The following is a 22,247-nucleotide window of genomic DNA, read 5'->3' as shown; positions in this document are numbered from 1 at the left end:
GATTCGTTCCGCGTTCTTCCAATCAGCCAACGGCCGCGGCCACCAGCTTCTGCGTATAGGGATGTTCGGGCGCATCGAGTACCCGCAGGGCGGCGCCGGATTCGAGGATCGCCCCATCCTTCATCACGATGACCTGGTGCGCCATGGCGCGGATCACCTCGACGTCGTGCGTGATCAGCAGGTAGCTCAGGCCGCGCTCGCGCTGCAAGCGCTGCAGCAGCCCCAGCACCTGCTTCTGGATGGTGACGTCCAGGGCGCTGGTGGGCTCGTCCAGAACCAGCAGCCGCGGATCGACGATCAGCGCCCGCGCGATGGCCAGCCGCTGGCGCTGGCCACCCGAGAACTCGTGCGGGTAGCGGTCGAGCAGCGATGGGAACTGCGCCTCGCTCAGGCCCACGTCGGCCAGCGCCGCCAGCGAGCGCGTGCGGCGGGCGGCGACGTCCAGTTCCGGCGCATGCACCGTGAGGCCCTCGCCGACGATCTGCTCCACCGTCATGCGCGGCGAGAGCGAGGAGAACGGATCCTGGAACACCACCTGCATCTGCCGGCGCAGCGCGCGGTTGCTCGCCCCGCCCGCGTTCCAGTGCTGGCCCGCGACGCCCAGGCTGCCGCTGTGCTTGAGCAGGCCCAGCGCGGCCAGCGCCAGCGTCGACTTGCCCGAGCCCGACTCGCCCACCACGCCCAGGGTCTCGCCCTGCGCGATGCGGAAATCGGCGCCCTGCACCGCCACGAACTCGCCCTTGCGGAACCAGCCGGCGAGGCCAGGCCGCGAGACCGGGTAGCTCACGCGCAGGCCCTGTGCCTCGAGCACCGGCGGCTCCTGCTGCGCCGGCACGGGCGGCACGTCGCGCGCCGGCCGGCTGTCGATCAGCTTGCGGGTGTAGGGATGCTGCGGAGCGCCGAACACGGTGGCCACCGCGCCTTGCTCGACGATGTGCCCGTTCTCCATGACCGCCACGCGGTCGGCGAAGCGGCGCACCAGGTTCAGGTCGTGGGTGATCATCAGCACCGCCATGCGGTACTTGTCCTGCAACTCGGCCAGCAGTTCCAGGATCTGCGCGCGCACGGTCACGTCGAGCGCGGTGGTCGGCTCGTCGGCCAGCAGCAACCGCGGTTTGCACGCCAGGGCCATCGCGATCATGGCGCGCTGGCGCTGACCGCCGGAGAGCTGGTGCGGAAAGGCCCGCGCCCGCCGCTGCGGCTCGGGAATGCCGGTGTCGGCCAGGAGCTGCACTGCCGCCTCCTGTGCCGCCCGCTTCGGCAGCGCCTCATGCAGTTCCAGCACCTCCGCAATCTGGTCGCCGACGCTGTAGAGCGCGTTGAGCGCGGTCATCGGCTCCTGGAAGATCATCGCGATCTCCTTGCCGCGGATGGCGCGCAACTCGCGCTCGGGCAGGGACAGAAGATCGCGCGGGCCGACCCGGTCGCCGGAAGCCGCGAAGGCCGCATGGCCCGAAACTTCGGCGTTCTGGGCCAGCCGCAGCAGGCTCAGCGCGGTGACGGTCTTGCCGGAACCCGATTCGCCCACCAGCGCCAGCTTCTCGCCCGCGGCGAGCTCGAAGTCGACGCCATGCACCACCTCCTTGCCGCCGAAGGCGATCCGCAGGCCCTTGACGTCGAGCAGCTGCCCCTTGTTGTTCATTGCTCCGCCTTTCGCGGATCGAGTGCGTCGCGCAGCGCATCGCCCATGAAGGTCAGCAGCATCAGCGTGACGACGAGCACGCCGAAGGTCGAGATCGAGATCCACCAGGCATCGATGTTGGCCTTGCCCTGGCTCAGGAGCTCGCCCAGCGAAGGCGTCCCGGGCGGCACGCCCAGGCCCAGGAAGTCCAGCGAGGTCAGCGCCAGGATCGCCGCGCTCATGCGAAACGGCAGGAAGGTCACGACCGGCGTCATGCTGTTGGGCAGGATGTGGCGCCACATGATCTGCAGGTTGCCCACGCCGAGCGCGCGCGCGGCGCGCACATAGTCCATCTGCCGGTTGCGCAGGAACTCGGCGCGTACGTAGTCCGACAGGCCCATCCAGCCGAACAGGCTCAAGAGGATCAGCAATAGCGCGACGCTCGGCGCGAACACGGCGCTGAAAATGATCAGCAGGTACAGCTCCGGCATCGAACCCCAGATCTCGATGAAGCGCTGGAACGCGAGATCGATCTTGCCGCCGAAGAAGCCCTGGATCGCGCCCGTGACGATGCCCAGCACCACGCCGATGACAGTCAGCGCCAGCGCGAACAACACGCTCACGCGGAAGCCGTAGATCAATTGCGCCAGCAGGTCGCGGCCGCGGTCGTCGGAGCCGAAGAAGTTCTCCCCGGAGGGTGCAGCGGGGTTCGGCGACTTGGCAAAGTAGTTGAGCGTCTTGGGGCCGTAGGGATTGGGCGCGTAGACCGCCCAATTGCCGCCTTGCGTGATGCGCTCGCGGATGAAGGGATCGAGGTAGTCGGCCGGCGTCTCGAAATCGCCGCCGAAGGTTTTTTCGGAGTAGTCGCGCAGCACCGGGAAGTAGGTCTGCCCTTCATAGCGCACAACCAGCGGCTTGTCGGTCGAAAGCAGTTCGGCAAACAGGCTTAACACCACCAGGACGCTGAAGAGCATCAGGCTCCAGAAGCCGAGCTTGTTGCGCTTGAAGCGCATCCAGGCGCGGCGGCCGGGCGAGATGGTTACGGGGCTGCGGCTAGTCAAACTTCACCCTCGGGTCGACCAGGACATAGCAGAGATCGGAGATCAGCTTGGTGACCAGCCCGATCAGCGTGAAGAGGTAGAGCGTGCCGAGCACCACCGGGTAGTCGCGCCGGATCACGCTCTCGTAGCTCAGGAGGCCGAGCCCGTCGAGCGAGAACAGCGTCTCGATCAGCAGCGAGCCGGTGAAGAAGGCGCCGATGAAGGCGGCGGGGAAGCCGGTGATGATCGGAATCAGCGCATTGCGGAACACGTGCTTCCACAGCACCTGGCGCTCGGCCAGCCCCTTGGCGCGCGCGGTCAGCACGTACTGTTTGCGGATTTCCTCGAGAAAGGAGTTCTTGGTCAGCATCGCGGTCACGGCAAAGCTGCCGAGCACCATCGCCGTTACGGGCAGCGCGATGTGCCATAGATAGTCGACCGCCTTGGCGCCCCAGCTCAGGTTCGCCCAGTTGGGCGAGGTCAGGCCGCGCAGCGGAAACCACTGCAACTGCCCGCCGAAGACCACGAGCAGCGCGACGCCGAGCACGAAACCAGGAATCGCATAGCCGATCAGCACGATCAAAGTGGTGACGAAATCGAATCGCGAACCCGCCCGCACGGCCTTTGCCACGCCAAGCGGGACAGCGATGAGGTAGCTGATGAAGAAGGTCCACAGGCCCAGGCTGATGGAGACAGGCAGCTTTTCCTTGACCAGCTCCCACACGTCCTTGTGCTGGTAGAAGCTGGTACCCAGATCGAAGCGCGCGAAGGACTTGAGCATCAGCCAGAAGCGTTCGACGGGCGGCTTGTCGAAGCCGTAGAGCTTCTTGATCTCCTCGATGCGTTTCTCGTCGAGGCCCTGCCGGCCACGGTAGCCCGCGCCCGAACTGGCTGCACGTTCGCCGCCCGAGTCGCGGCCCTGCAATTGCGCCACCATCTGCTCGACCGGACCGCCCGGCACGAACTGCACCGTGACGAAAGTCAGCAGCAGCACGCCGAAAAGCGTGGGCACCATCAGCAGCAGGCGTTTGAGGATGTAGCTGGCCATCGGGTGGTTCACTTGTTGGCGGGCGATGCCCACCAGGTGCTCATGGCCCAGGTGTCGGCCTGGTAGTACGGGGGGATCGCCTCGGGCAGAACGAAGGGCCGGGGGCGGTAGCCGATCAGGAAGGCGTCGCCGTAGTACTGCGGGACCGAGTAGTAGCCGTGCGAGAGCACGCGATCGAGCGCGCGCATCGCGGCGCTCAGTTCGGGACGGGTCGTGGCGCCGACCACCTTCTGCAGCAACGCATCGACCGCGGGATCGGCAATGCCCCAGATGTTCTGGGAGCCGTGCGTGGCTGCCGCCTTGGAGCCGAAGAGCTCCAGCAGCTCGCCGCCCGGTGCCGTGCTGCCGGGCAAGCGCACGGAAGTCATCTCGAAGTCGAAGTTGTCCATGCGCTGCTGCGAAAGCGAGAAGTCCACCGTGCGGAAGCTCATCTGGATACCGAGCTTCAGCAAGGCCGTCTGCAACGGCGTCACGACGCGGATCAGCGAAGGCTGATCGTTCAGGAACTCGATCGTGAACACCTCGTTCTTCTCGTTGCGCAGCGCGCCGTCGCGGTAGGTCCAGCCGGCCTCGGCCAGCAGCGTGCGCGCGCGGCGCAGGTTCTCGCGCAGGCTGCCCGGCGGCGCCGTGCTCGGCGAGATCACGGCCGGGCCGAAGACCTCGGGCCGCAGCTTGTCGCGCAGAGGCTCGAGCAGCGCCAGCTCGTCCGGCTTGGGCAGCCCTTCGGCATGGAACTCGCTGTTGGGATAGTAGCCCTGCACGCGCTTGTACAGGCCGTAGAAGAGCTGCTTGTTGAGCCACTCGAAATCGAAGGCGAGTCCGATGGCCTGCCGCACCCGGATGTCCTTGAACTTAGGGTTGCGCACGTTGAACACGTAGCCCTGGAAGTCGCCGGGGTTCTGGTTCTCGAAGGCACGCTTCCTGATCTCGCCCGACGTGAATTGCTTGCCCGTGTATTGCCGCGCCCAGTTGCGCGAAGTGAACTCGCGCATGAAGTCGAACTCGCCGGCCTTGAGGCCTTCGAAGCGCGCGGTGTCGTCCAGGTAGATCTTGAAGGTGACGCGGTCGAAGTTGAAAAGGCCCTTGCGCACCGGAAGCTCGCCCCCCCAGTAGTTCGGGTCGCGGGTGTAGGTGATGTCGCGGCCCATGCGCGGGTTGGTGATTTTGTATGGGCCCGAGCCGATCGGCACCTCGGTCGTGACCTGGTCGAAAGGCTTGCCGGCGCCCCAGGCGCGGCTGAACACCGCCATGCCGCCCACGACCAGCGGCAGTTCGGGATTGGGATTGGCGAAGTCGAAACGCACCGTGCGCTCGTCGACAGCCTTGACGCCTTTCACTTCCGCATAGATGGTGCGGAACTGGGGTGCCGCCAGCGGTCCGGTGAGCGTGGTGAAGGAGTGCACGACGTCGGCCGCAAGCACCGGCGAACCGTCGTTGAAGCGTGCCTTGGGATGGATGCGGAAGGTGGCGGAGCGCTTGTCGGGCGCGACTTCGACGTCCTCGGCCAGGAGGCCATAGGCCGTCGTCGGCTCCTCGGAGTTGCCTGCCAGGAGACTCTCGAACATCAGGGCGCCCATGCCGTAGGGCGCCGTGCCCTTGAGCGTGAAGGGATTGAACTTGTCGAAGTTGGTGGGCCGCGTGGGCGGCACCATGCGGATCTCGCCGCCCTTGGGCGCTGCCGGGTTCACGTAGTCGAAATGCGTGAAGCCCGGCGGGTACTTGATATCCCCGAACTGTGCGTACGCATGGGCGGCCCACGAAGGGGCTGCCGAGAGCGCCAATACCAAGAGCAGCCAACCTCGCATGCGAGAATTCTGCCCAAGATTTTCACGAGGTCGCTTCATGGGCTTTCTTTCCGGCAAAAAATTCCTGATCACCGGCGTGCTGAGCAACCGCTCCATCGCCTACGGCATCGCCAAGGCCTGCCACGAGCAAGGCGCCGAAGTCGCCTTCAGCTACGTGGGCGAGCGCTTCAAGGACCGCATCACCGAGTTCGCCGCCGATTTCGGCTCCAAGCTGGTCTTCGACTGCGATGTCGGCGACGACACCCAGATCGCCAAGCTGTTTGCAGACCTGTCGCAGACCTGGCCCAAGTTCGACGGCTTCGTGCACAGCATCGGCTTCGCGCCGCGCGAGGCCATCGCCGGGGACTTCCTGGACGGCCTGTCGCGCGAGGGCTTCAAGGTGGCGCACGACATCAGCGCCTACAGCTTCCCGGCCATGGCCAAGGCGGCCCTGCCCTACCTCAACGACAAGTCGGCCCTGCTGACGCTGACCTACCTGGGCTCGATGCGCGTGCTGCCCAACTACAACACGATGGGCCTGGCCAAGGCCTCGCTCGAAGCCTCGGTGCGCTACCTGGCCGAGTCGCTCGGCCCCAAGGGCATGCGCGTCAACGGCATCAGCGCCGGGCCGATCAAGACGCTGGCGGCCAGCGGCATCAAGGGCTTCGGCAAGATCCTCTCGGTGGTGGCCGAGGTCTCGCCGATCCGCCGCAACGTGACGATCGAGGAAGTGGGCAATGTCGCCGCCTTTCTGCTGAGCGACCTCGCCAGCGGCGTGACGGCCGAGATCACCTACGTCGACGGCGGTTTCAGCCAGGTGGTGGGCGGCATCGCCGAGTAGCCGCACAGTCCGCGGCCCTCTGCCGGTGGCGGATCGGCTTCGTTGCGACAAGAAGATCAATTCAGGGAACAACACATGGATCGTCGAAAACTTCTGCTTCTTGGCCCGGCGCTCGCGCTGGCGCCCTTCACCCTTGCGCAAGCGGCCGCAGCACCGGCCCTCATGCTGGCCGATGTCTATCGCCGCGGCATGCCGCTGGCGGACTACTGGGTGAGCGAGAAGTACGACGGCATGCGCGGCTACTGGGACGGAAAGCAGCTCTGGACGCGCGGCGGCGAGCGCGTGGCCGCCCCCGCCTGGTTCACCGCGCCGCTGCCGGCCGTGCCGATGGACGGCGAGCTGTGGGCCGGCCGCGGGCGCTTCGCGGACACGGTGTCCACGGTGCGCGACCAGACGCCGAACGAGCCGGCCTGGCGCAACATCCGCTTCATGGTCTTCGACCTCCCGGCGCAGCCCGGCGACTTCACGGCGCGGCTGGCGGCGCTGCGCAAGCTGCTGCCGCTGACGGCTGCGCCCTGGGTGCTGCCGGTGCCCCAGGCGCGCGCCACCACGCACGAGGACCTGCAGGCGCTGCTCGACAAGACGGTGCGCATGGGCGGCGAGGGCCTGATGCTGCACCGGGGCTCGTCCCTCTATCGGGGCGAACGATCGGCCGACCTGCTCAAGGTCAAGCCCTACGAGGATGCCGAGGCCCGGGTGCTGGCGCACGTGCCGGGCCGCGGGCGGCATACCGGCCGCATGGGCGCGCTGCTGGTCGAGACGCCCGAGGGCCGGCGCTTCAAGCTGGGCGGCGGCTTCAGCGATGCGCAGCGCGAGCAACCGCCGGCCGTGGGGAGCTGGGTCAGCTACCGCTTCAACGGAACGAACCCCGGCGGCCTGCCGAGGTTCGCGCGCTTTCTGAGGGTGCGGGAGGACATCGCGTCCTCCTCCTAGTCGCCGCCGCGCCTTACTTGGGCAGCAGGACCTTGTCGACGACGTGGATCACGCCGTTGGACTGATAGACATCGGCGGTGCTCACGGTGGCCCAGCCGCCCTTCTCGTCGCCGACCCAGATCTTTCCGCCGTTTTCCTTCACCGTCAGCGTGCCGCCGGCGGCCGTCTTGAGCGTGGCCATGCCCTTGCCGTCCATGATCTGGCTGCCCAGGGCCGCGGCGTCGAGCTTGCCCGGCACCACGTGGTAGGTCAGCACGGCCGTCAGCTTGCCCTTGTTCTCGGGCTTGAGCAGCGTATCCACCGTGCCGGCGGGCAAGGCAGCGAACGCCGTGTTGGTGGGGGCGAACACCGTGAAGGGGCCCGGGCCCTTGAGGGTCTCGACCAGCCCGGCCGCCTTGACCGCGGCCACCAGCGTGGTGTGGTCCTTCGAATTGACGGCGTTGTCGATGATGTCCTTGGTCGCGAACATCGGCGCGCCGCCGACCATGACCTGTGCGGAGGCCGCGGCGGCGCCTGCGGCCATCGCGACGGCCAGGGTGATGGAAGCGAGGCGGTGGAATCTGCTGCTCATGAAAGGCTCCTTGGGGGTTGAGACCGGCGCCGGAATGGCGGCGGCTGCAACCGATACGGGGTCCGCGCCCGGCCGGATTCCCTGCATGCGGCGCAATGCTGCATTTCAGCCCCGCTACCATCGGCGCATGTCCACGCCCCTTTCGACGCACGACGCACCCACCGGCTGCCGCCGCCTCGAAGTGCACACGCGGTGGCCTTGAGCGGCCCCGTCGTCCTCGCGGTGCTCTTCGGCGCCCTGCTGCACGCCGCCTGGAACGCGCTCATCAAGTCCGGCCGCGACAAGGCGCTGGACACTGCGCTGGTCCACAGCGTGGGCATCTTCATCGCGGTTCCGCTGGTGATGGTGACCGGCCTGCCGCCGGTGGCCGCCTGGCCCTACATGGCCGCTTCGCAGCTGATCCACATCGGCTACTACATCGCGCTCACCGGCGCCTACAAGCACGGGGACCTGAGCCTCACCTATCCGGTGATGCGCGGCTGCGCGCCGCTGCTGGTGGCGATGGGCAGCCTGAGCTTCATCGGCGAGGCGATCTCGGCGACCGCCTGGGCCGGTGTCGCGCTGCTGTGCGTGGGGGTGGTCACGCTGGGCCTGTCGCCCTCCGCGCTGCGCGAGAACGACGAGGGCCGGCGCGGCAAGGCCCTGGCCTTCGCATTGGCCAATGCGGCCATCATCGCCCTCTACACCGTTATCGACGGCATCGGCGTGCGCATCTCGGGCGATGCGCTGGCCTACGTCGCCACGCTGTTCCTGTTCGACGGCATTCCGTTCCTGCTGCTGGTGCTGTGGCGCCGGCCCGGCCAGCGCCGCGCTGCCCTGGGCTACATGGCAGGGCGATGGAAGCTGGCGCTGGTCGGCAGCGCCGCCTCGCTGGGCAGCTACGGCATCGCGCTGTGGGCCATGACGCGCGCCCCGATCGCGATCGTCGCGGCCCTGCGCGAGACCTCGGTGCTGTTCGCCGCACTGATCGGTGCGCTGTTCCTGCGCGAGGCCTTCGGCTGGCAGCGCGCCGCCGGCACGCTGGTCATCGTGGCCGGCGTGATGATGCTGCGCCTGGGTTGAAGAAGCTCAGGCGGCGCGCACGCAGTCCGCGTAGTAGCGCTTCCTGCCGCTCTCGTCGATGCGCGCCACCAGCCCGTGGATGTCGGTCTCGAAGCCCGGGCACTCCTTGTTGAACTCGCGCGCGAACTTGAGGTAGTCGACGATCTTCTTGTTGAAGACCTCGCCCGGGATCAGCAGCGGAATGCCCGGCGGGTACGGCGTGATCAGGCTGGTGGTGATGCGGCCCTCGAGCTCGTCGATCTCCACCCGCTCGGTCTTGCGGTGCGCGATGTGGGCGAAGGCGTCGCTCGGCTTCATCGCCGGCGTCAGGTCGCTCAGGTACATCTCGGTGGTGAGCCGTGCCACGTCGTAGCGCGCGTAGAGCTCATGGACGTGCTGGCACAGGTCGCGCAACCCCAGGCGCTCGTAACCCGGATGGCTCTGGCAGAACTCGGGCAGGATGCGCCACATGGGCTGGTTGCGCGCGTAGTCGTCCTTGAACTGCTGCAGCGCTGTGAGCAGCGTGTTCCAGCGGCCCTTGGTGATGCCGATGGTGAACATGATGAAGAAGCTGTAGAGCCCGGTCTTCTCCACGATCACGCCGTGCTCGGCCAGGAACTTGGTGACGATGCTGGCCGGGATGCCGGTGGCAGCGAACTTGCCGTTCAGGTCCAGGCCCGGCGTCACGATGGTCGACTTGATCGGGTCGAGCATGTTGAAGCCGTCGGCCAGCTTGCCGAAGCCGTGCCAGTGGCGCGAGCCGTTCTTGCCGTTCGCGCTGCGCGCCTCGCCGTGCATGATCCAGTCGCTGGCGCGGCCGATGCCCTCCTCCACCAGCTTCTCGGGGCCCCAGACCTTGAACCACCACTCGTCCTTGCCGAACTCCTCCTCCACCTTGCGCATCGCGCGGCGGAAGTCCAGCGCCTCGAGGATGCTCTCTTCCACCAGTGCGGTGCCGCCCGGCGGCTCCATCATCGCGGCGGCCACGTCGCAGCTGGCGATGATCGCGTACTGCGGGCTGGTCGAGGAGTGCATCAGGTAGGCCTCGTTGAAGAGGTCGCGGTCGAGTGCGCGGTTCTGCGAGTCCTGCACCAGCACGTGGCTGGCCTGGCTGATCCCGGCCAGCAGCTTGTGGGTGGACTGGGTCGCGAACACCAGCGACTCCTTCGGCCGCACGCGCCGCTTGCCCATCGCGTGGTAGGCGCCGTAGAACGGATGGAAGGCCGCGTGCGGCAGCCAGGCCTCGTCGAAATGCAGCGTGTCGACGTAGCCGTCGAGCATGCCCTTGATGGTCTCGGTGTTGTAGATCACGCCGTCGTAGGTGGACTGCGTCAGCGTCATCACCCGCGGCTTGACCTTGTCGGCATCGACATGCGAGAGCAGCGGATTGGCGCGGATCTTGTCCTTGATGGCGGACTGCTCGAACTCGCTCTGCGGGATCGGGCCGATGATGCCGAAGTGGTTGCGCGTCGGCTTCATGAAGACCGGAATCGCGCCGGTCATGATGATCGCGTGCAGGATCGACTTGTGGCAGTTGCGGTCCACCACCACCACGTCGTCCGGTGCCACCGTGTGGTGCCACACCATCTTGTTGCTGGTGCTGGTGCCGTTGGTCACGAAGAAGCAGTGGTCGGCGTTGAAGATGCGCGCCGCATTGCGCTCGCTGGCCGCCACCGGGCCGGTGTGGTCGAGCAGCTGGCCCAGTTCCTCCACGGCATTGCAGACGTCCGCGCGCAGCATGTTCTCGCCGAAGAACTGGTGGAACATCTGGCCGACCGGGCTCTTGAGGAAGGCCACGCCCCCAGAGTGGCCCGGGCAGTGCCAGGAGTAGGAGCCGTCCTCCGCGTAGTCGATCAGCGCCTTGAAGAAGGGCGGCTGCACCCCTTCCAGGTAGGACTTGGCTTCCCGGATGATGTGGCGCGCCACGAACTCCGGCGTGTCCTCGAACATGTGGATGAAGCCATGCAGCTCGCGCAGGATGTCGTTGGGCAGGTGGCGCGAGGTCTTGGTCTCGCCGTAGATGTAGATCGGCACGTCCGCGTTCTTGCGCCGCACCTCGCCGATGAAGTTGCGCAGGTTCAGCACCGCCGGGTCGAGGTCGGGGCCGGGGGTGAACTCCTCGTCGTCGATCGACAGGATGAAGGCGCTGGCGCGGCTCTGCTGCTGCGCGAACTGGCTCAGGTCGCCGTAGCTGGTGACCCCCAGGACCTCGAAGCCTTCGCTCTCGAAGGCCTGCGCCAAGGCGCGGATGCTGAGGCCCGAGCTGTTCTCGGAGCGGAAGTCCTCGTCGATGATGACGATCGGAAAGCGGAATTTCATGGGGGGCTCCGGGGGCGGGACAAGCAAACAGGCGCGAAGTGTACGGAATTCAGATGAAGGAACCGCTGCCCTTTTGACACAGAATGTCGTGCCTTTACTTTGAGAGGAGTCGTGACATGGCGAGTTCCACCGTCTGGTGGCTGATTGCGGGGGGAGCCATCGTGCTGGAGCTGCTGTCCGGCACCGTCTACCTGCTGCTGTTGAGCGCGGGTTTCGCGGCCGCGGCCATCTCGGCGCATGCCGGCGCGGGGCTGGGCACCCAGCTGGTCGTGGCGGCGGTGGTCGGCGTCGGCGCGGTGATCGCCTGGCACCTGATCCGTCGCAAGCGCCCCGCCGAACCGCCGGCTGCCGCCAACCGCGACATCAACCTGGACATCGGCGAGAGCATCTACGTCGATGCCTGGAACCCCGACGGCACCGCCACCGTGCGCTACCGCGGCGCACAGTGGACCGTGGTGCCCCGCGCCGGCACCACGCCCGCCATCGGCGAACACCGCGTGGCCGAGGTTATCGGCAGCCGCCTGGTCGTCGACAAGATCTGATACCGAAGCAACAAGCACAACGAGGAAGAAACTTCATGGAATTCACCGTCCCCCTGGTCCTGTTGGTCATCGCGATCATCGTCATCAGCCAGTCGATCAAGTTCGTGCCGCAGCAGAACGCCTGGGTGCGCGAGCGCCTGGGCAAGTACCACAACACGATGACGCCCGGGCCCAACTTCCTGATCCCCTTCATCGACAAGGTGGCCTACAAGCACAGCCTGAAGGAGATTCCGCTGGACGTGCCCAGCCAGATCTGCATCACCCGCGACAACACGCAGCTGCAGGTCGACGGCATCCTCTACTTCCAGGTGACCGACCCGATGCGCGCGAGCTACGGTTCGTCGAACTACATCGTTGCCGTCACGCAACTGGCGCAGACCTCGCTGCGCAGCGTGATCGGCAAGCTCGAGCTCGACAAGACCTTCGAGGAGCGCGACATCATCAACGCGCAGGTGGTGGCCGCCATCGACGAGGCGGCGCTGAACTGGGGCGTGAAGGTGCTGCGCTACGAGATCAAGGACCTGACGCCGCCCAAGGAGATCCTGCAGGCCATGCAGCGCCAGATCACGGCCGAGCGCGAAAAGCGGGCGCTGATCGCGGCTTCGGAGGGCCGCCGTCAGGAGCAGATCAACATTGCCACCGGCGAGCGCGAGGCCTTCATCGCGCGCTCCGAGGGCGAGAAGCAGGCCCAGATCAACAATGCCCAGGGCGAGGCCGCGGCCATTACCGCGGTGGCGGAGGCCACCGCCGGCGCCATCGAGCGCGTGGCCGCGGCAATCCGGCAGCCCGGCGGCGAACAGGCCGTGCAGCTGAAGGTGGCGGAGCGCGCAGTCGATGCCTACGGCAAGGTCGCGGCCGACGCCACCACCACCCTGATCGTCCCGAGCAACATGAACGAGACCGCGGCGCTCATCGCCTCGGCGATGCGCATGGTGCAGGCCGGAAAGACCTCGGGCACCGCCTGAGAACGCCCCATCCCCGCTGCTACAATCGCGGGCTTCGGAGCGGTGGATGAGTGGTTTAAGTCGCACGCCTGGAAAGCGTGTGAGGGTTAATAGCCCTCCGCGGGTTCGAATCCCGCCTGCTCCGCCACTCAAAGTTCAAGAAGCCCGCGCAAGCGGGCTTTTTGCTGCTTTCTGCCGGCCGCGACTGCCGCTTACGCGTGCGTTTTCTCCTACGCCACGGCGGGCGGCTTCGGCGCCGCGGCGCATGCTGCATCGCGGTAGGCTTTCGTCTTCACAGGCAAGAAAGCCAATGGCGCTCTTCACCTTCCTTGTCGAAGACAACAAGACGATCCGCGACAACCTGATCCCCGCCCTCGAGGACCTGGTCGGCGCCCAGGTCGTCGGCTGTGCCGAGAGCGAAAACGAGGCGGCCGCCTGGCTCGCCTCCCACACCGGCGACTGGCAGCTGGTGGTGGTGGACATTTTCCTCAAGCAGGGCTCGGGGCTGGGTGTGCTGCGAACCTGCAGGCAGCGCAGCGCGAGCCAGCGCGCGGTGGTCCTCAGCAACTACGTCAATGCCGATATCCGTGCGCGCTGCACGGCGCTGGGGGCCGATGCCGTGTTCGACAAGTCGAGGGAGCTCGAGGCGTTCTTCGACTACTGCAACGACGCCAGCAGCAGCGCAGCAATGAAGGAATAAAAAAGGGCCCCTGAGGGGCCCTTTCTCTTTGCGGATGAAGCGGCTTGCTTCAGCTCGCGCCGCGCACCACGGCGATCTGGGTACGGGCTCCACCCTTGTAGGTGTAGATGGTCAGCGCGCCGTTCTTGATGTCGCCCTTCTCGTCGAAGGCGATCGGGCCGGTCACGCCCTTGTACTGGATCTTGCCGAGCTCGGGCAGGTACTTCGCGGGATCGGACGAGCCGGCCTTCACCATGGCCTCGGCCAGCACGTTGACCGCGTCGTACACGTACGGCGCATAGATCTGCACGTCGACGCCGTTCTTGGTCTTGAACTTGGTCTTGAAGTCTTCCAGCGGCTGCTTGAAGTCGCCTTCGACGCCGCCGGCTTCCGCGCAAACCACCATCTCTTCGCCGATCGCATCGCCGGCCAGCTTGGCCAACTCGCCGGTGCACAGGCCGTCGCCGCCCATGAACTTGACGTTCATGCCGAGCTGCTTGACCTGCTTGAGCATCGGGCCGCCGACGGCGTCCATGCCGCCGAAGAACAGCACGTCGGGCTTGGCGCCCTTGAGCTTGGTCAGGATGGCGTTGAAGTCGGTCGACTTGTCGGTGGTGAACTCGTGGCCGACGATCGTGCCCCCGGCGGCCTTGACGGCCTTCTCGAACTCTTCGGCAACGCCCTGGCCATAGGCCGTGCGGTCGTCGATCACGGCGATGTTCTTGCCCTTGAGCGTGTCGACCGCGTACTTGCCCAGCGTGCCGCCGAGCTGCGTGTCGTCAGCCACCACGCGGAAGGTGGTCTTGAACCCCTGGCGGGTGTACTTGGGGTTGGTCGCCGAAGGCGAGACCTGCGGAATGCCGGCGTCGCTGTAGAGCTTGGAAGCGGGGATGGTGGTGCCCGAGTTCAGGTGGCCGACGATGCCGTTGACCTTGCTGTCGACCAGCTTCTGGGCGACTGCCGTGCCTTGCTTCGGATCGGCCGCATCGTCCTCGGCGAGCAGCTCGAACTTGGCAACCTTGTCGCCGATCTTGAGGCCCTTGGCATTCAGGTCTTCGACGGCCATGCGCGCGCCGAGTTCGTTGTCCTTGCCGAGGTGGGCGATGGCGCCGCTGGTGGGGCCCACGTGGCCGATCTTGACCACCAATGCATCGGCCGGAGGAGCCGCGGGTGCAGGTGCTGCTGCGGTGGGTGCCGGCGCGGGCGCCGGAGCCGCTGCTTCTTCCTTCTTGCCACAAGCCACGAGCGTGAGCGCCGCCAGCGTGACTGCAGTCCATTTCAATTGCATGAGGAACCTCCAGGTATTGGTGGATGAGTACAGAAATACGGCCTTTTGATCCGTGCGCGAACCCTCAGCAAGTTCCGCGCCGCAGACCCGCAGCGCCCTCGCGCTTTCGACCTGGCGCGCAGTGTAGCCCAAGGATCAAGGGCCAAAAGCTGGCGTTGACCCTGTGTTGTCGGACAGCTCCTGGGCCAGCGCTTCGCTCACCAGCTCGCGCAGCACCGTCTCGATTTCGCCGCGCAAGCGCGGGATCATGTTGTCGAGCTGCTGCTGAACGGCGGCTGACACGGTGTCGCTCAAACGCTCCTCCAGCGAGAGGTCGATGCGCTGCAGCACGCGGTGAATCAGTTGCTCCTCGAGCTGGAAGGCGTCGGCCTCGGAGAGCATCGCCTGCGGGCTGAGCGCGACAGCCTGCGCCGGGTCCGCCACGGCGGCTGCCGGAGTCGCAACGGCAGGTTCGCAAGCAGGCTCGGGGGTGGGCTCGCTCGCCGGCACCGGCTCGGCCGGCAGCTCGAGCACGGTCGTGAGCGTGGGCACGAAGCGTGGCGGGGTACGCGCGGACATCAGGCAGCACTCCCGGCAAAGTCGTGGCGCTGGATCGCGTAGCCGCGGTCGGCGTAGTGCCGCCAGCGCGAGCGGCCCGCCTGCCGGTCGGCGTCGTCGGCGCTCACGATGTCGATCAGCCGATCGAAGCGCTCGAAGCCGCCGGGCACCGCGTGCCCGAGGTTCACCAGCACCTGGCGGTGCGGCAGCGTCGCATCGCCGCTCTCGGCCAGCACCACCGGCGAGCGCGCGACGGTGTGCGGCTCGCCGTCGCTGCGGCAGTGGGCGATGAACTCCGCAGGCGCGAAGGTCCAGAGCGCGAGGTCGATGGCTTCCAGCATCTGCGCGTCGGCCACCACCACCACGCGCGCGCCACGGGCGCCGACGGCCTTGCGCAGCAAGCGGCAGGCGTAGTTCAGCTTGTCCGGCGTGTTGAAGTGGAAGTCGATCTCGGTCATGGAAACCTTATCGCGCCTTGGCTGCCTTGCGCGCCTTGCGCGTGGCCGGGCTGGCAGCGCCCTGGCGGGCTCGCGTCAAAAGGTAAGACAGCAGCAGTCCGACGGGCCGTCCGGTCGCGCCCTTGGCCGCCCCGCTCTTCCAAGCCGTGCCCGCGATGTCCAGATGCGCCCAAGGGAAGTCGCCCGTGAAGCGCTGCAGGAACTTGGCCGCCGTGACCGCGCCGCCGGCCCGGCCCGCGACGTTGGCCACGTCGGCGAAATTGGTCTTCAGGCCCTCGGCGTAATCGTCGTCGAGCGGCATGCGCCAGCAGCGGTCCTGCGATTCCTCGCCGGCCGCCAGCAGCGCGTCGGCCAGTGCGTCGTCGCTGGCGAACAGGCCGCTGCGCACGCCGCCCAGCGCCACCACGCAGGCGCCGGTCAGCGTGGCGATGTCGACCACCACCGCCGGATCGAAGCGCTTGGCGTAGCTCAGCGCATCGCACAGGATCAGGCGGCCTTCGGCGTCGGTGTTGAGGATCTCGATGGTCTGCCCGCTCATGCTCGTGATGACGTCGCCGGGCTTGATCGCGCGGCCGTCGTTCATGTTCTCGCAGGTGGGGATCAGGCCCACGACGTTGAGCGCGGGACGGATGTCGCCGAGCGCGCGAAACACGCCCAGCACGCTGGCGGCGCCGCACATGTCGAACTTCATTTCGTCCATCTCGGCCGCCGGCTTGAGCGAGACGCCGCCGGTGTCGAAGGTGATGCCCTTGCCCACCAGCACCACGGGGGCCTGCTCCTTGGGGGCGCCCTGGTAGCGCAGCACGATGAAACGCAGCGGCTCGGCCGAACCCTGCGCGACTGCGCCGAAGGCGCCCATGCCGAGCTTCTGGACCTCCTTGGGCCCCAGCACCTCGCACTTGACCTGCGGCAGCGCGGAGAGCTTCTGCGCGGCATCTGCGAGCATGGTGGGGGTGCAGTGGTTGCCGGGGCGGTTGGCCCATTCCTTGGCGAGCTCGATGCCCGCGACCGTGGCCGCGGCCTCGTCGAAGGCCTCGCGCAGGTCGGCCGCATCGGCCACGCCGAACACCAGCTGGCGGATCGAACGCGGCTCGGGCTTGGACTTGGTGGCGGTGTAGACATAGCTCGCATCGGCCGCCGCGATCACCGCGCTGCGCAAGCCCTCGGCATCGGCGGGCTGGGCGAAGACGATCGCCACCCGCTTGGGGTCCGCCGCCTTGGCCGCCGCGACCGCGGCCAGCACGGCAGCACGCACCGAGGCGGGCTTGCCGTCGCCCACCGAAGCCAGCAGTACGCGCGGCGCCGCCACGCGCGGCGGGCGGTACAGGGCCAGCAGCTTGCCGGCCTTGTCGCCCAGGTCGCCGGCCTTGCGGGCTTCGGCGAGCAGGGTCGCCATCGGGTCCTTGGAGGGGGAGTTGCCGGCTCCCGCGAGCACGATCAGCGCATCGCATTTTTCGGTGGCAGCCTGGGCGGTGGAGAGGGTCTTGAGTTGAAAGTCCATAATCCTTTTTTTCCCTCGACGATGTTATTCCATTCCTCCATACGCAAGGAGCTGTCGCGCAGCTTCGGGGCCACGCTGGTGGTGCTGATCACCATCGTGATGACCATGATGCTGATCCGCACCCTCGGCCTGGCCGCCCGGGGCGCCGTGAATCCCTCCGAGGTCTTCCTGGTGATGACCTATACCGTGCTCGGCTACATGCCGACCATCCTGAGCCTCAGTCTGTTCGTCTCCATCGTGGGCACGCTGTCGCGCATGTACCGCGACAGCGAGATGGTGATCTGGTTTTCCAGCGGTCGCGGCCTCGCCAACTTCGCGCCGCCGCTGTTCCGCTTTGCCTGGCCGATCCTGCTGCTGATCGCGGTCTTCGCACTGGTCGGCTGGCCCTGGGCCAACTCGCAGACCCAGGGCATGCGCGACCAGTACCAGCGCCGCAGCGACATCGAACGCGTGTCGCCCGGCGAGTTCCGCGAATCGGCGGGGCGCCTGCGGGTGTTCTTCATCGACAAGGACGCGCCCGACAGTGCCACGGCCAGCAACGTGTTCATCTCCTCGCTCGAGCGCAACCTGCAGATCATCACCTCGGCGCAGAGCGGCCGCATCGAGGACATCGGCGAAGCGCGCTACCTGATGCTCAGCAACGGCCAGCGGCTCGAACGCCCCCTGACGCCCGGCGAGCTCAAGATCAGCGAGTTCCGCAGCTATGGCGCCAAGGTCGGCAGCGACATCGACACCTCCAACGGCGCCGCGCCGGTGCGCGCCAAGACCACCCTGACGCTGCTGCGCGAGCCCAGCGTCGCCAATCGCGGCGAGCTGGCCTGGCGCATCGGCATGGTGCTCGCCGCCATCAACTTCGTGGTGCTGGCGCTGACCGTGTCGAGCGCGAACCCGCGCGTGGGCCGCAGCGGCAACCTCCTGTTCGCGCTGTGCGCCTTCGTCCTCTACTACAACCTGCTCAACCTCGGCCAGAACTGGGTCGGCATGGGCCGCTACGGCATGGGCGGCTTCATGCTGGCGCTGCATGGCGGCGCGCTGGCGCTCGGCCTGGTCTGGCTGGCCAAGCGCCACTTCAACTGGAGCTGGCGCCTGCTCCCCGTCCGCCGCCGGTCGCCGGAAAGCTCCTCAACGTGAAAACGATTCGACGACTGATCTATGTCGAGGTGCTGAAGGCCGTGGCCTTCGTGACCCTGGGCTTCCTGAGCCTGTTCTTCTTCTTCGACTTCGTCGACGAGCTGCAGTCCATCGGCCAGCCCGGCACGCTGGGCTACGGTGCCGCGCAGGCTCTGATGTACGTCGCCCTGCTGATCCCGAGCCACCTTTACGAGCTGCTGCCGATCGCCGTGCTGATCGGCACCATCTTCGTGATGGCGCGGCTGGCGCAGAGCTCGGAGTACACGATCCTGCGCACCAGCGGCCTCGGCCCCTGGCGCGCGCTGCGCACCCTGCTCGTGCTGGGCCTGGGCTTCGTGATCCTGACCTTCGCGGTGGGCGACTATGTTTCGCCGGCGTCCGGCCGCGTCGCCCAGCTGTTGAAGTCGCGCTACCAGGGCACCTACTCGATGGTGGGCTACACCGGCGCCTGGTTGCGGGAAAAGCAGGGGGACAAGTCCTATGCGGTGAATGTGGCGTCGATCTCGCGCAACGCCATGCTGAAGGACCTGCGCATCTTCGAGTTCGGCGCCAAGGGCCTGCTGGTCTCGCACACCTCCGCCGTGCAGGCGCACATCTCGAACGGCGTGTGGACGCTGATCGGCGTCGAGCAGCAGCAGTACGACACGGGCAACGCCGACAAGGTCCGCGTCACCACCACGCACACCCCGGTGGTGAACTGGCCGAGCTCGCTCACCAACGAGATGGTGTCGGTCGCGCTGCTGCGGCCGGACCGCATGCGCACCATCGACCTGTTCGAATACATCCAGCACCTCGATGCCAACGGCCAGACCGCCCAGCGCTACGAGATCGAGTTCTGGCGCAAGGTGTTCTACCCGCTGTCCTGCCTGGTGATGGTGGTGCTCGCCCTGCCCTTCGCGTACCTGCATTTCCGCCAGGCGGGGATCACGGCCTACGTGTTCGGGGGCGTGATGATCGGGATCAGCTTCTTCCTGCTGAACAACGTCTTCGGCTACCTGGGCAACCTGAGCAATTGGCTGCCCTGGATCACGGCCGCGGCCCCCGGCCTGATCTATTCGGTGATGTCGCTGGCGGCCTTTACGTGGCTGGTGCTGCGGCGCTAGCGGTACGCATGCAGGAACGCGCTCCCGGCATCGTCCTGCTCGCGCATGGCTCGCGCGATGCGCGCTGGCGCGAGCCCGTGGAGGCCGTGGCGCGGCGGGTGACCGAACACGCCCCGGGCGCGCTGGTACGCTGCGCCTACCTCGAGCTGTCGCAGCCCGACCTGCCCAGCGCCATGGCGCAGCTGCTGGCCGCAGGGGCCGGCAGCGTCCGCGTGGTCCCGCTCTTCCTCGGCATGGGCAAGCATCTGCGCGAAGACCTGCCCGGGCTGCTCGATGAACTGCGCGCCCTGCATCCGCAGGTGCCGGTGGAACTGGCGCGAGCCGTCGGCGAGGAACCCGAGGTGCTCGATCTGCTGGCCCGGCTGGCACTCAAAACCTGAACATCTGGCGCTTTCGATAGACATCGAAGGCATAATGAACTCCGGAATAAGACGGAATTTGTTATGAATCTTCACCAGTTCAAATTCGTACAGGAGGCGGTGCGTCGCAACCTCAACCTGACCGAGGCGGCCAAGGCCCTGCACACCTCGCAGCCCGGAGTGTCCAAGGCGATCATCGAGCTCGAGGAAGAACTGGGGGTGGAAATCTTCGCGCGCCACGGCAAGCGCCTGAAGCGCGTGACCGAGCCGGGCCAGCATGTCCTGGCGAGCATCGAGCTCATCATGCGCGAGGTGGGCAACCTCAAGCGCATCGGCGAGCAGTTCAGCGCCCAGGACAGCGGCACCCTCTCGATCGCCACCACCCACACGCAGGCCCGCTACGTGCTGCCCGTGCCCGTCGCCAAGCTGCGCGAGGCCTACCCCAAGGTCAACGTGAGCCTGCACCAGGGCTCGCCCGACCAGGTGGCCCGGATGGTGATGGACGAGATCGCCGAGATCGGCATCGCCACCGAGTCGCTGTCCGACTACACCGAGCTCGTGACCCTGCCCTGCTACGAGTGGCAGCACGTGCTGGTGCTGCCCAAGACGCATCCGCTGGCCGAGAAGGAACGCATCCATCTCGAGGACATCGCGGCCGAGCCGATCATCACCTACCACCCCTCCTTCACCGGCCGCACACGCATTGACCATGCCTTCGCGCAGAAGAAGCTCACGCCGCGCATCGCGCTGGAGGCGATCGACTCCGACGTGATCAAGACCTACGTGCGCCTGGGCCTGGGCGTCGGCATCGTGGCCGAGATGGCGGTGCGCGACGACTCGAACGCCGACCTGGTGGTGCGGCCGATGGGCCATGTGTTCGGCACCAACATCGCCCGCGTCGCCTTCAAGCGCAGCGCCTACCTGCGCAACTTCGTCTTCAAATTCGCCGAGCTGCTTTCCGACCGGCTCGACCGCAACCTGATCGCCAAGGCCCTGGCCGGGCACCACGAGGACTACGAACTGTGAACGCTCCTGTCGCGCGCACGCCCGACGTGCAGACCAAGCTGCCGAGCGTCGGCACCACCATCTTCACCGTGATGTCGGCGCTGGCCGTCGAGAAGAACGCCGTGAACCTCGGCCAGGGCTTCCCGGATTTCGGCTGCGACCCGAAGCTGCTCGACGCGGTGACGGCCGCCATGGCCGCGGGCCACAACCAGTACCCGCCGATGCCCGGCATCCTGCCGCTGCGCGAGGCGATCGCCGCGAAGGTCGAGACGCTGTACGGCCACCGCTACGACCCCGCGAGCGAGATCACCATCACCGCCGGCGCCACCCAGGCCATCATCACCGCGATTCTTGCCGTGGTGCACGCCGGCGACGAGGTGATCGTGCTCGAGCCCTGCTACGACAGCTACGCGCCCAACATCGAGCTGGCCGGCGGCACGGTGGTGCGGGTGCCGCTCACGCCCGGAAGCTTCAGGCCCGACTTCGACAAGATCGCGGCCGCGATCACGCCGCGCACCCGCGCCATCGTCGTCAACACGCCGCACAACCCCAGCGCCACCGTCTGGACCGAGGCCGAGATGCGGCGCCTCGAGGCGCTGCTGGCACCCACCGACGTGCTGGTGATCAGCGACGAGGTCTACGAGCACATGGTCTACGACGGCGCGCGCCACGAGAGCGCGGCGCGCTTCCCCGGCCTGGCCGCGCGCAGCTTCATCGTCAGCAGCTTCGGCAAGACCTACCACGTGACAGGCTGGAAAGTCGGCTACGTCGCGGCGCCGGCGCCGCTCACGGCCGAGTTCCGCAAGGTGCACCAGTTCAACGTGTTCACCGTCAACACGCCGATGCAGCACGCGCTCGCCACCTACATGGCCGACCCGGCGCCTTACCTCGAGCTGCCGGCCTTCTACCAGCACAAACGCGACCTGTTCGCCGAGGGCCTGTCGAAGACGCGGCTGAAGCTGCTGCCGAGCGCCGGCACCTACTTCCAGTGCGTGGACATCCGCGAGGTCAGCGACCTGGGCGAGGCGGATTTCTGCCAGTGGCTCACCCGCGAGATCGGCGTGGCCGCCATCCCGCTGTCGGCCTTCTACGCCGAAGGCTTCGACCAGCGCGTGGTGCGCTTCTGCTTCGCCAAAAAGGACGAGACGCTGCGGACCGCGCTGGAGCGGCTGGCCCGGCTCTGAGCCGGATTCATCTACACCTTCTGACACAAACGGTAGGAGAGTCCTGACCGCCGGAGGGCGCGCCTTCCGGCGGGCGACGGACCGGCTTGCCTCGACCATGAAGGCCTAGGTTTACAACACCAAGGAGTCTTCCATGTCGCTCTCGTTGATCCTGCTGATCGTCCTGATCCTGCTGCTGGTGGGGGCACTGCCGAGCTGGGGCTACAGCCGCAGTTGGGGCTACGGGCCGAGCGGCGGCCTGGGCCTGGTGGTGCTGGTCGTCATCGTGCTGCTCCTCATGGGGCGCATATAGAGCATGCGGCGCCACGGCGCCGCGTA

The 22,247-nt window shown here is 67.1% G+C and carries 22 protein-coding genes and 1 tRNA gene; 13 read left to right on the top strand and 10 right to left on the bottom strand.

All coding sequences use genetic code 11. The features are described from left to right. Window positions 1-22 precede the first annotated feature (22 nt). Genes AC3A6X_RS24315 through AC3A6X_RS24300 form a run of 4 tightly spaced genes read right to left on the bottom strand, consistent with a single transcriptional unit; the run spans window position 23 to window position 5,514 of the window. Window positions 23-1,642: an ABC transporter ATP-binding protein gene (locus AC3A6X_RS24315; RefSeq protein ID WP_487844603.1), complete on the bottom strand. Its 1,620-nt coding sequence runs from the start codon at window positions 1,640-1,642 to the stop codon at window positions 23-25. Beyond that, window positions 1,639-2,682 carry an ABC transporter permease gene (locus tag AC3A6X_RS24310; RefSeq protein ID WP_487844602.1) on the bottom strand — a complete coding sequence of 348 codons (1,044 nt, stop codon included), beginning with the start codon at window positions 2,680-2,682 and terminating at the stop codon, window positions 1,639-1,641. Before AC3A6X_RS24310 ends, AC3A6X_RS24315 begins: the two co-directional genes overlap by 4 nt. After that, window positions 2,675-3,709, bottom strand: coding sequence for a microcin C ABC transporter permease YejB (locus AC3A6X_RS24305; RefSeq protein ID WP_487844726.1), 1,035 nt, complete (start codon window positions 3,707-3,709; stop codon window positions 2,675-2,677). The genes AC3A6X_RS24310 and AC3A6X_RS24305 overlap by 8 nt, the downstream gene beginning before the upstream one ends. Before the next feature lie 8 nt (window positions 3,710-3,717). Beyond that, window positions 3,718-5,514, bottom strand: a complete 1,797-nt coding sequence (locus tag AC3A6X_RS24300; protein ID WP_487844601.1) for an extracellular solute-binding protein — start codon at window positions 5,512-5,514, stop codon at window positions 3,718-3,720. A 37-nt stretch (window positions 5,515-5,551) separates the two neighbouring features. Here AC3A6X_RS24300 and fabI point away from each other — a divergent pair, with 37 nt between their 5' ends. Beyond that, a complete protein-coding gene (gene fabI, locus AC3A6X_RS24295; RefSeq protein WP_487844600.1) occupies window positions 5,552-6,334 on the top strand; it encodes an enoyl-ACP reductase FabI in 783 nt (260 codons plus the stop codon). Between the two features lie 75 nt (window positions 6,335-6,409). Next, window positions 6,410-7,267: a DNA ligase gene (locus tag AC3A6X_RS24290; RefSeq protein WP_487844599.1), complete on the top strand. Its 858-nt coding sequence runs from the start codon at window positions 6,410-6,412 to the stop codon at window positions 7,265-7,267. A gap of 13 nt (window positions 7,268-7,280) precedes the next feature. Here AC3A6X_RS24290 and AC3A6X_RS24285 read toward each other — a convergent pair whose 3' ends face one another. Further along, window positions 7,281-7,838: a fasciclin domain-containing protein gene (locus AC3A6X_RS24285; protein WP_487844598.1), complete on the bottom strand. Its 558-nt coding sequence runs from the start codon at window positions 7,836-7,838 to the stop codon at window positions 7,281-7,283. Between the two features lie 192 nt (window positions 7,839-8,030). Between AC3A6X_RS24285 and AC3A6X_RS24280 the strand changes: the two genes are divergently transcribed. After that, entirely contained in the window at window positions 8,031-8,900 is an 870-nt protein-coding gene (locus tag AC3A6X_RS24280; protein ID WP_487844597.1) for an EamA family transporter, read from the top strand. Between the two features lie 6 nt (window positions 8,901-8,906). Here the strand turns inward: AC3A6X_RS24280 and AC3A6X_RS24275 are convergent, their stop codons facing one another. Further along, window positions 8,907-11,198: an Orn/Lys/Arg family decarboxylase gene (locus tag AC3A6X_RS24275; protein ID WP_487844596.1), complete on the bottom strand. Its 2,292-nt coding sequence runs from the start codon at window positions 11,196-11,198 to the stop codon at window positions 8,907-8,909. Between the two features lie 116 nt (window positions 11,199-11,314). Between AC3A6X_RS24275 and AC3A6X_RS24270 the strand changes: the two genes are divergently transcribed. From AC3A6X_RS24270 to AC3A6X_RS24255, 4 genes are all read left to right on the top strand, one after another. Further along, the gene (locus AC3A6X_RS24270) at window positions 11,315-11,740 is read left to right on the top strand and encodes an NfeD family protein (protein WP_487844595.1); all 426 of its coding nucleotides are present in this window, start codon (window positions 11,315-11,317) and stop codon (window positions 11,738-11,740) included. Between the two features lie 35 nt (window positions 11,741-11,775). Beyond that, a complete protein-coding gene (locus AC3A6X_RS24265; RefSeq protein WP_106556659.1) occupies window positions 11,776-12,705 on the top strand; it encodes an SPFH domain-containing protein in 930 nt (309 codons plus the stop codon). Between the two features lie 36 nt (window positions 12,706-12,741). After that, window positions 12,742-12,832, top strand: a tRNA-Ser gene (locus AC3A6X_RS24260). A 162-nt stretch (window positions 12,833-12,994) separates the two neighbouring features. Beyond that, entirely contained in the window at window positions 12,995-13,384 is a 390-nt protein-coding gene (locus AC3A6X_RS24255; RefSeq protein WP_487844594.1) for a response regulator, read from the top strand. Between the two features lie 49 nt (window positions 13,385-13,433). Here AC3A6X_RS24255 and AC3A6X_RS24250 read toward each other — a convergent pair whose 3' ends face one another. From AC3A6X_RS24250 to AC3A6X_RS24235, 4 genes are all read right to left on the bottom strand, one after another. Continuing rightward, entirely contained in the window at window positions 13,434-14,651 is a 1,218-nt protein-coding gene (locus AC3A6X_RS24250; protein ID WP_106556657.1) for a branched-chain amino acid ABC transporter substrate-binding protein, read from the bottom strand. A 135-nt stretch (window positions 14,652-14,786) separates the two neighbouring features. Beyond that, entirely contained in the window at window positions 14,787-15,209 is a 423-nt protein-coding gene (locus AC3A6X_RS24245; protein ID WP_487844593.1) for a hypothetical protein, read from the bottom strand. Beyond that, window positions 15,209-15,646 carry a DNA polymerase III subunit chi gene (locus AC3A6X_RS24240; RefSeq protein WP_487844592.1) on the bottom strand — a complete coding sequence of 146 codons (438 nt, stop codon included), beginning with the start codon at window positions 15,644-15,646 and terminating at the stop codon, window positions 15,209-15,211. The genes AC3A6X_RS24245 and AC3A6X_RS24240 overlap by 1 nt, the downstream gene beginning before the upstream one ends. A 7-nt stretch (window positions 15,647-15,653) precedes the next feature. Further along, window positions 15,654-17,147, bottom strand: a complete 1,494-nt coding sequence (locus AC3A6X_RS24235; protein ID WP_487844591.1) for a leucyl aminopeptidase — start codon at window positions 17,145-17,147, stop codon at window positions 15,654-15,656. A gap of 21 nt (window positions 17,148-17,168) precedes the next feature. Here AC3A6X_RS24235 and lptF point away from each other — a divergent pair, with 21 nt between their 5' ends. The 6 genes from lptF (at window position 17,169) to AC3A6X_RS24205 (ending at window position 22,221) form a co-directional block, all read left to right on the top strand. After that, window positions 17,169-18,278: an LPS export ABC transporter permease LptF gene (gene lptF / locus AC3A6X_RS24230; RefSeq protein WP_487844590.1), complete on the top strand. Its 1,110-nt coding sequence runs from the start codon at window positions 17,169-17,171 to the stop codon at window positions 18,276-18,278. After that, window positions 18,275-19,381 (top strand): LPS export ABC transporter permease LptG, encoded by a 1,107-nt coding sequence (lptG, locus tag AC3A6X_RS24225; RefSeq protein WP_487844589.1) that lies wholly within the window; start codon window positions 18,275-18,277, stop codon window positions 19,379-19,381. Before lptF ends, lptG begins: the two co-directional genes overlap by 4 nt. Window positions 19,382-19,389: 8 nt before the next feature. Then, on the top strand, window positions 19,390-19,761 hold the full coding sequence (locus AC3A6X_RS24220) for a sirohydrochlorin chelatase (protein ID WP_487844588.1): 372 nt from the start codon (window positions 19,390-19,392) through the stop codon (window positions 19,759-19,761). A gap of 63 nt (window positions 19,762-19,824) precedes the next feature. Continuing rightward, on the top strand, window positions 19,825-20,766 hold the full coding sequence (locus AC3A6X_RS24215) for a CysB family HTH-type transcriptional regulator (RefSeq protein WP_106556650.1): 942 nt from the start codon (window positions 19,825-19,827) through the stop codon (window positions 20,764-20,766). Beyond that, window positions 20,763-21,929 carry a pyridoxal phosphate-dependent aminotransferase gene (locus tag AC3A6X_RS24210; protein ID WP_487844587.1) on the top strand — a complete coding sequence of 389 codons (1,167 nt, stop codon included), beginning with the start codon at window positions 20,763-20,765 and terminating at the stop codon, window positions 21,927-21,929. Before AC3A6X_RS24215 ends, AC3A6X_RS24210 begins: the two co-directional genes overlap by 4 nt. Before the next feature lie 133 nt (window positions 21,930-22,062). Beyond that, window positions 22,063-22,221, top strand: coding sequence for a DUF3309 family protein (locus tag AC3A6X_RS24205; RefSeq protein WP_106556648.1), 159 nt, complete (start codon window positions 22,063-22,065; stop codon window positions 22,219-22,221). Window positions 22,222-22,247 lie beyond the last annotated feature (26 nt).

Source organism: Variovorax sp. Soil_C_12, assembly GCF_057657375.1.
This window is presented reverse-complemented; position numbering and strand designations above follow the sequence as displayed.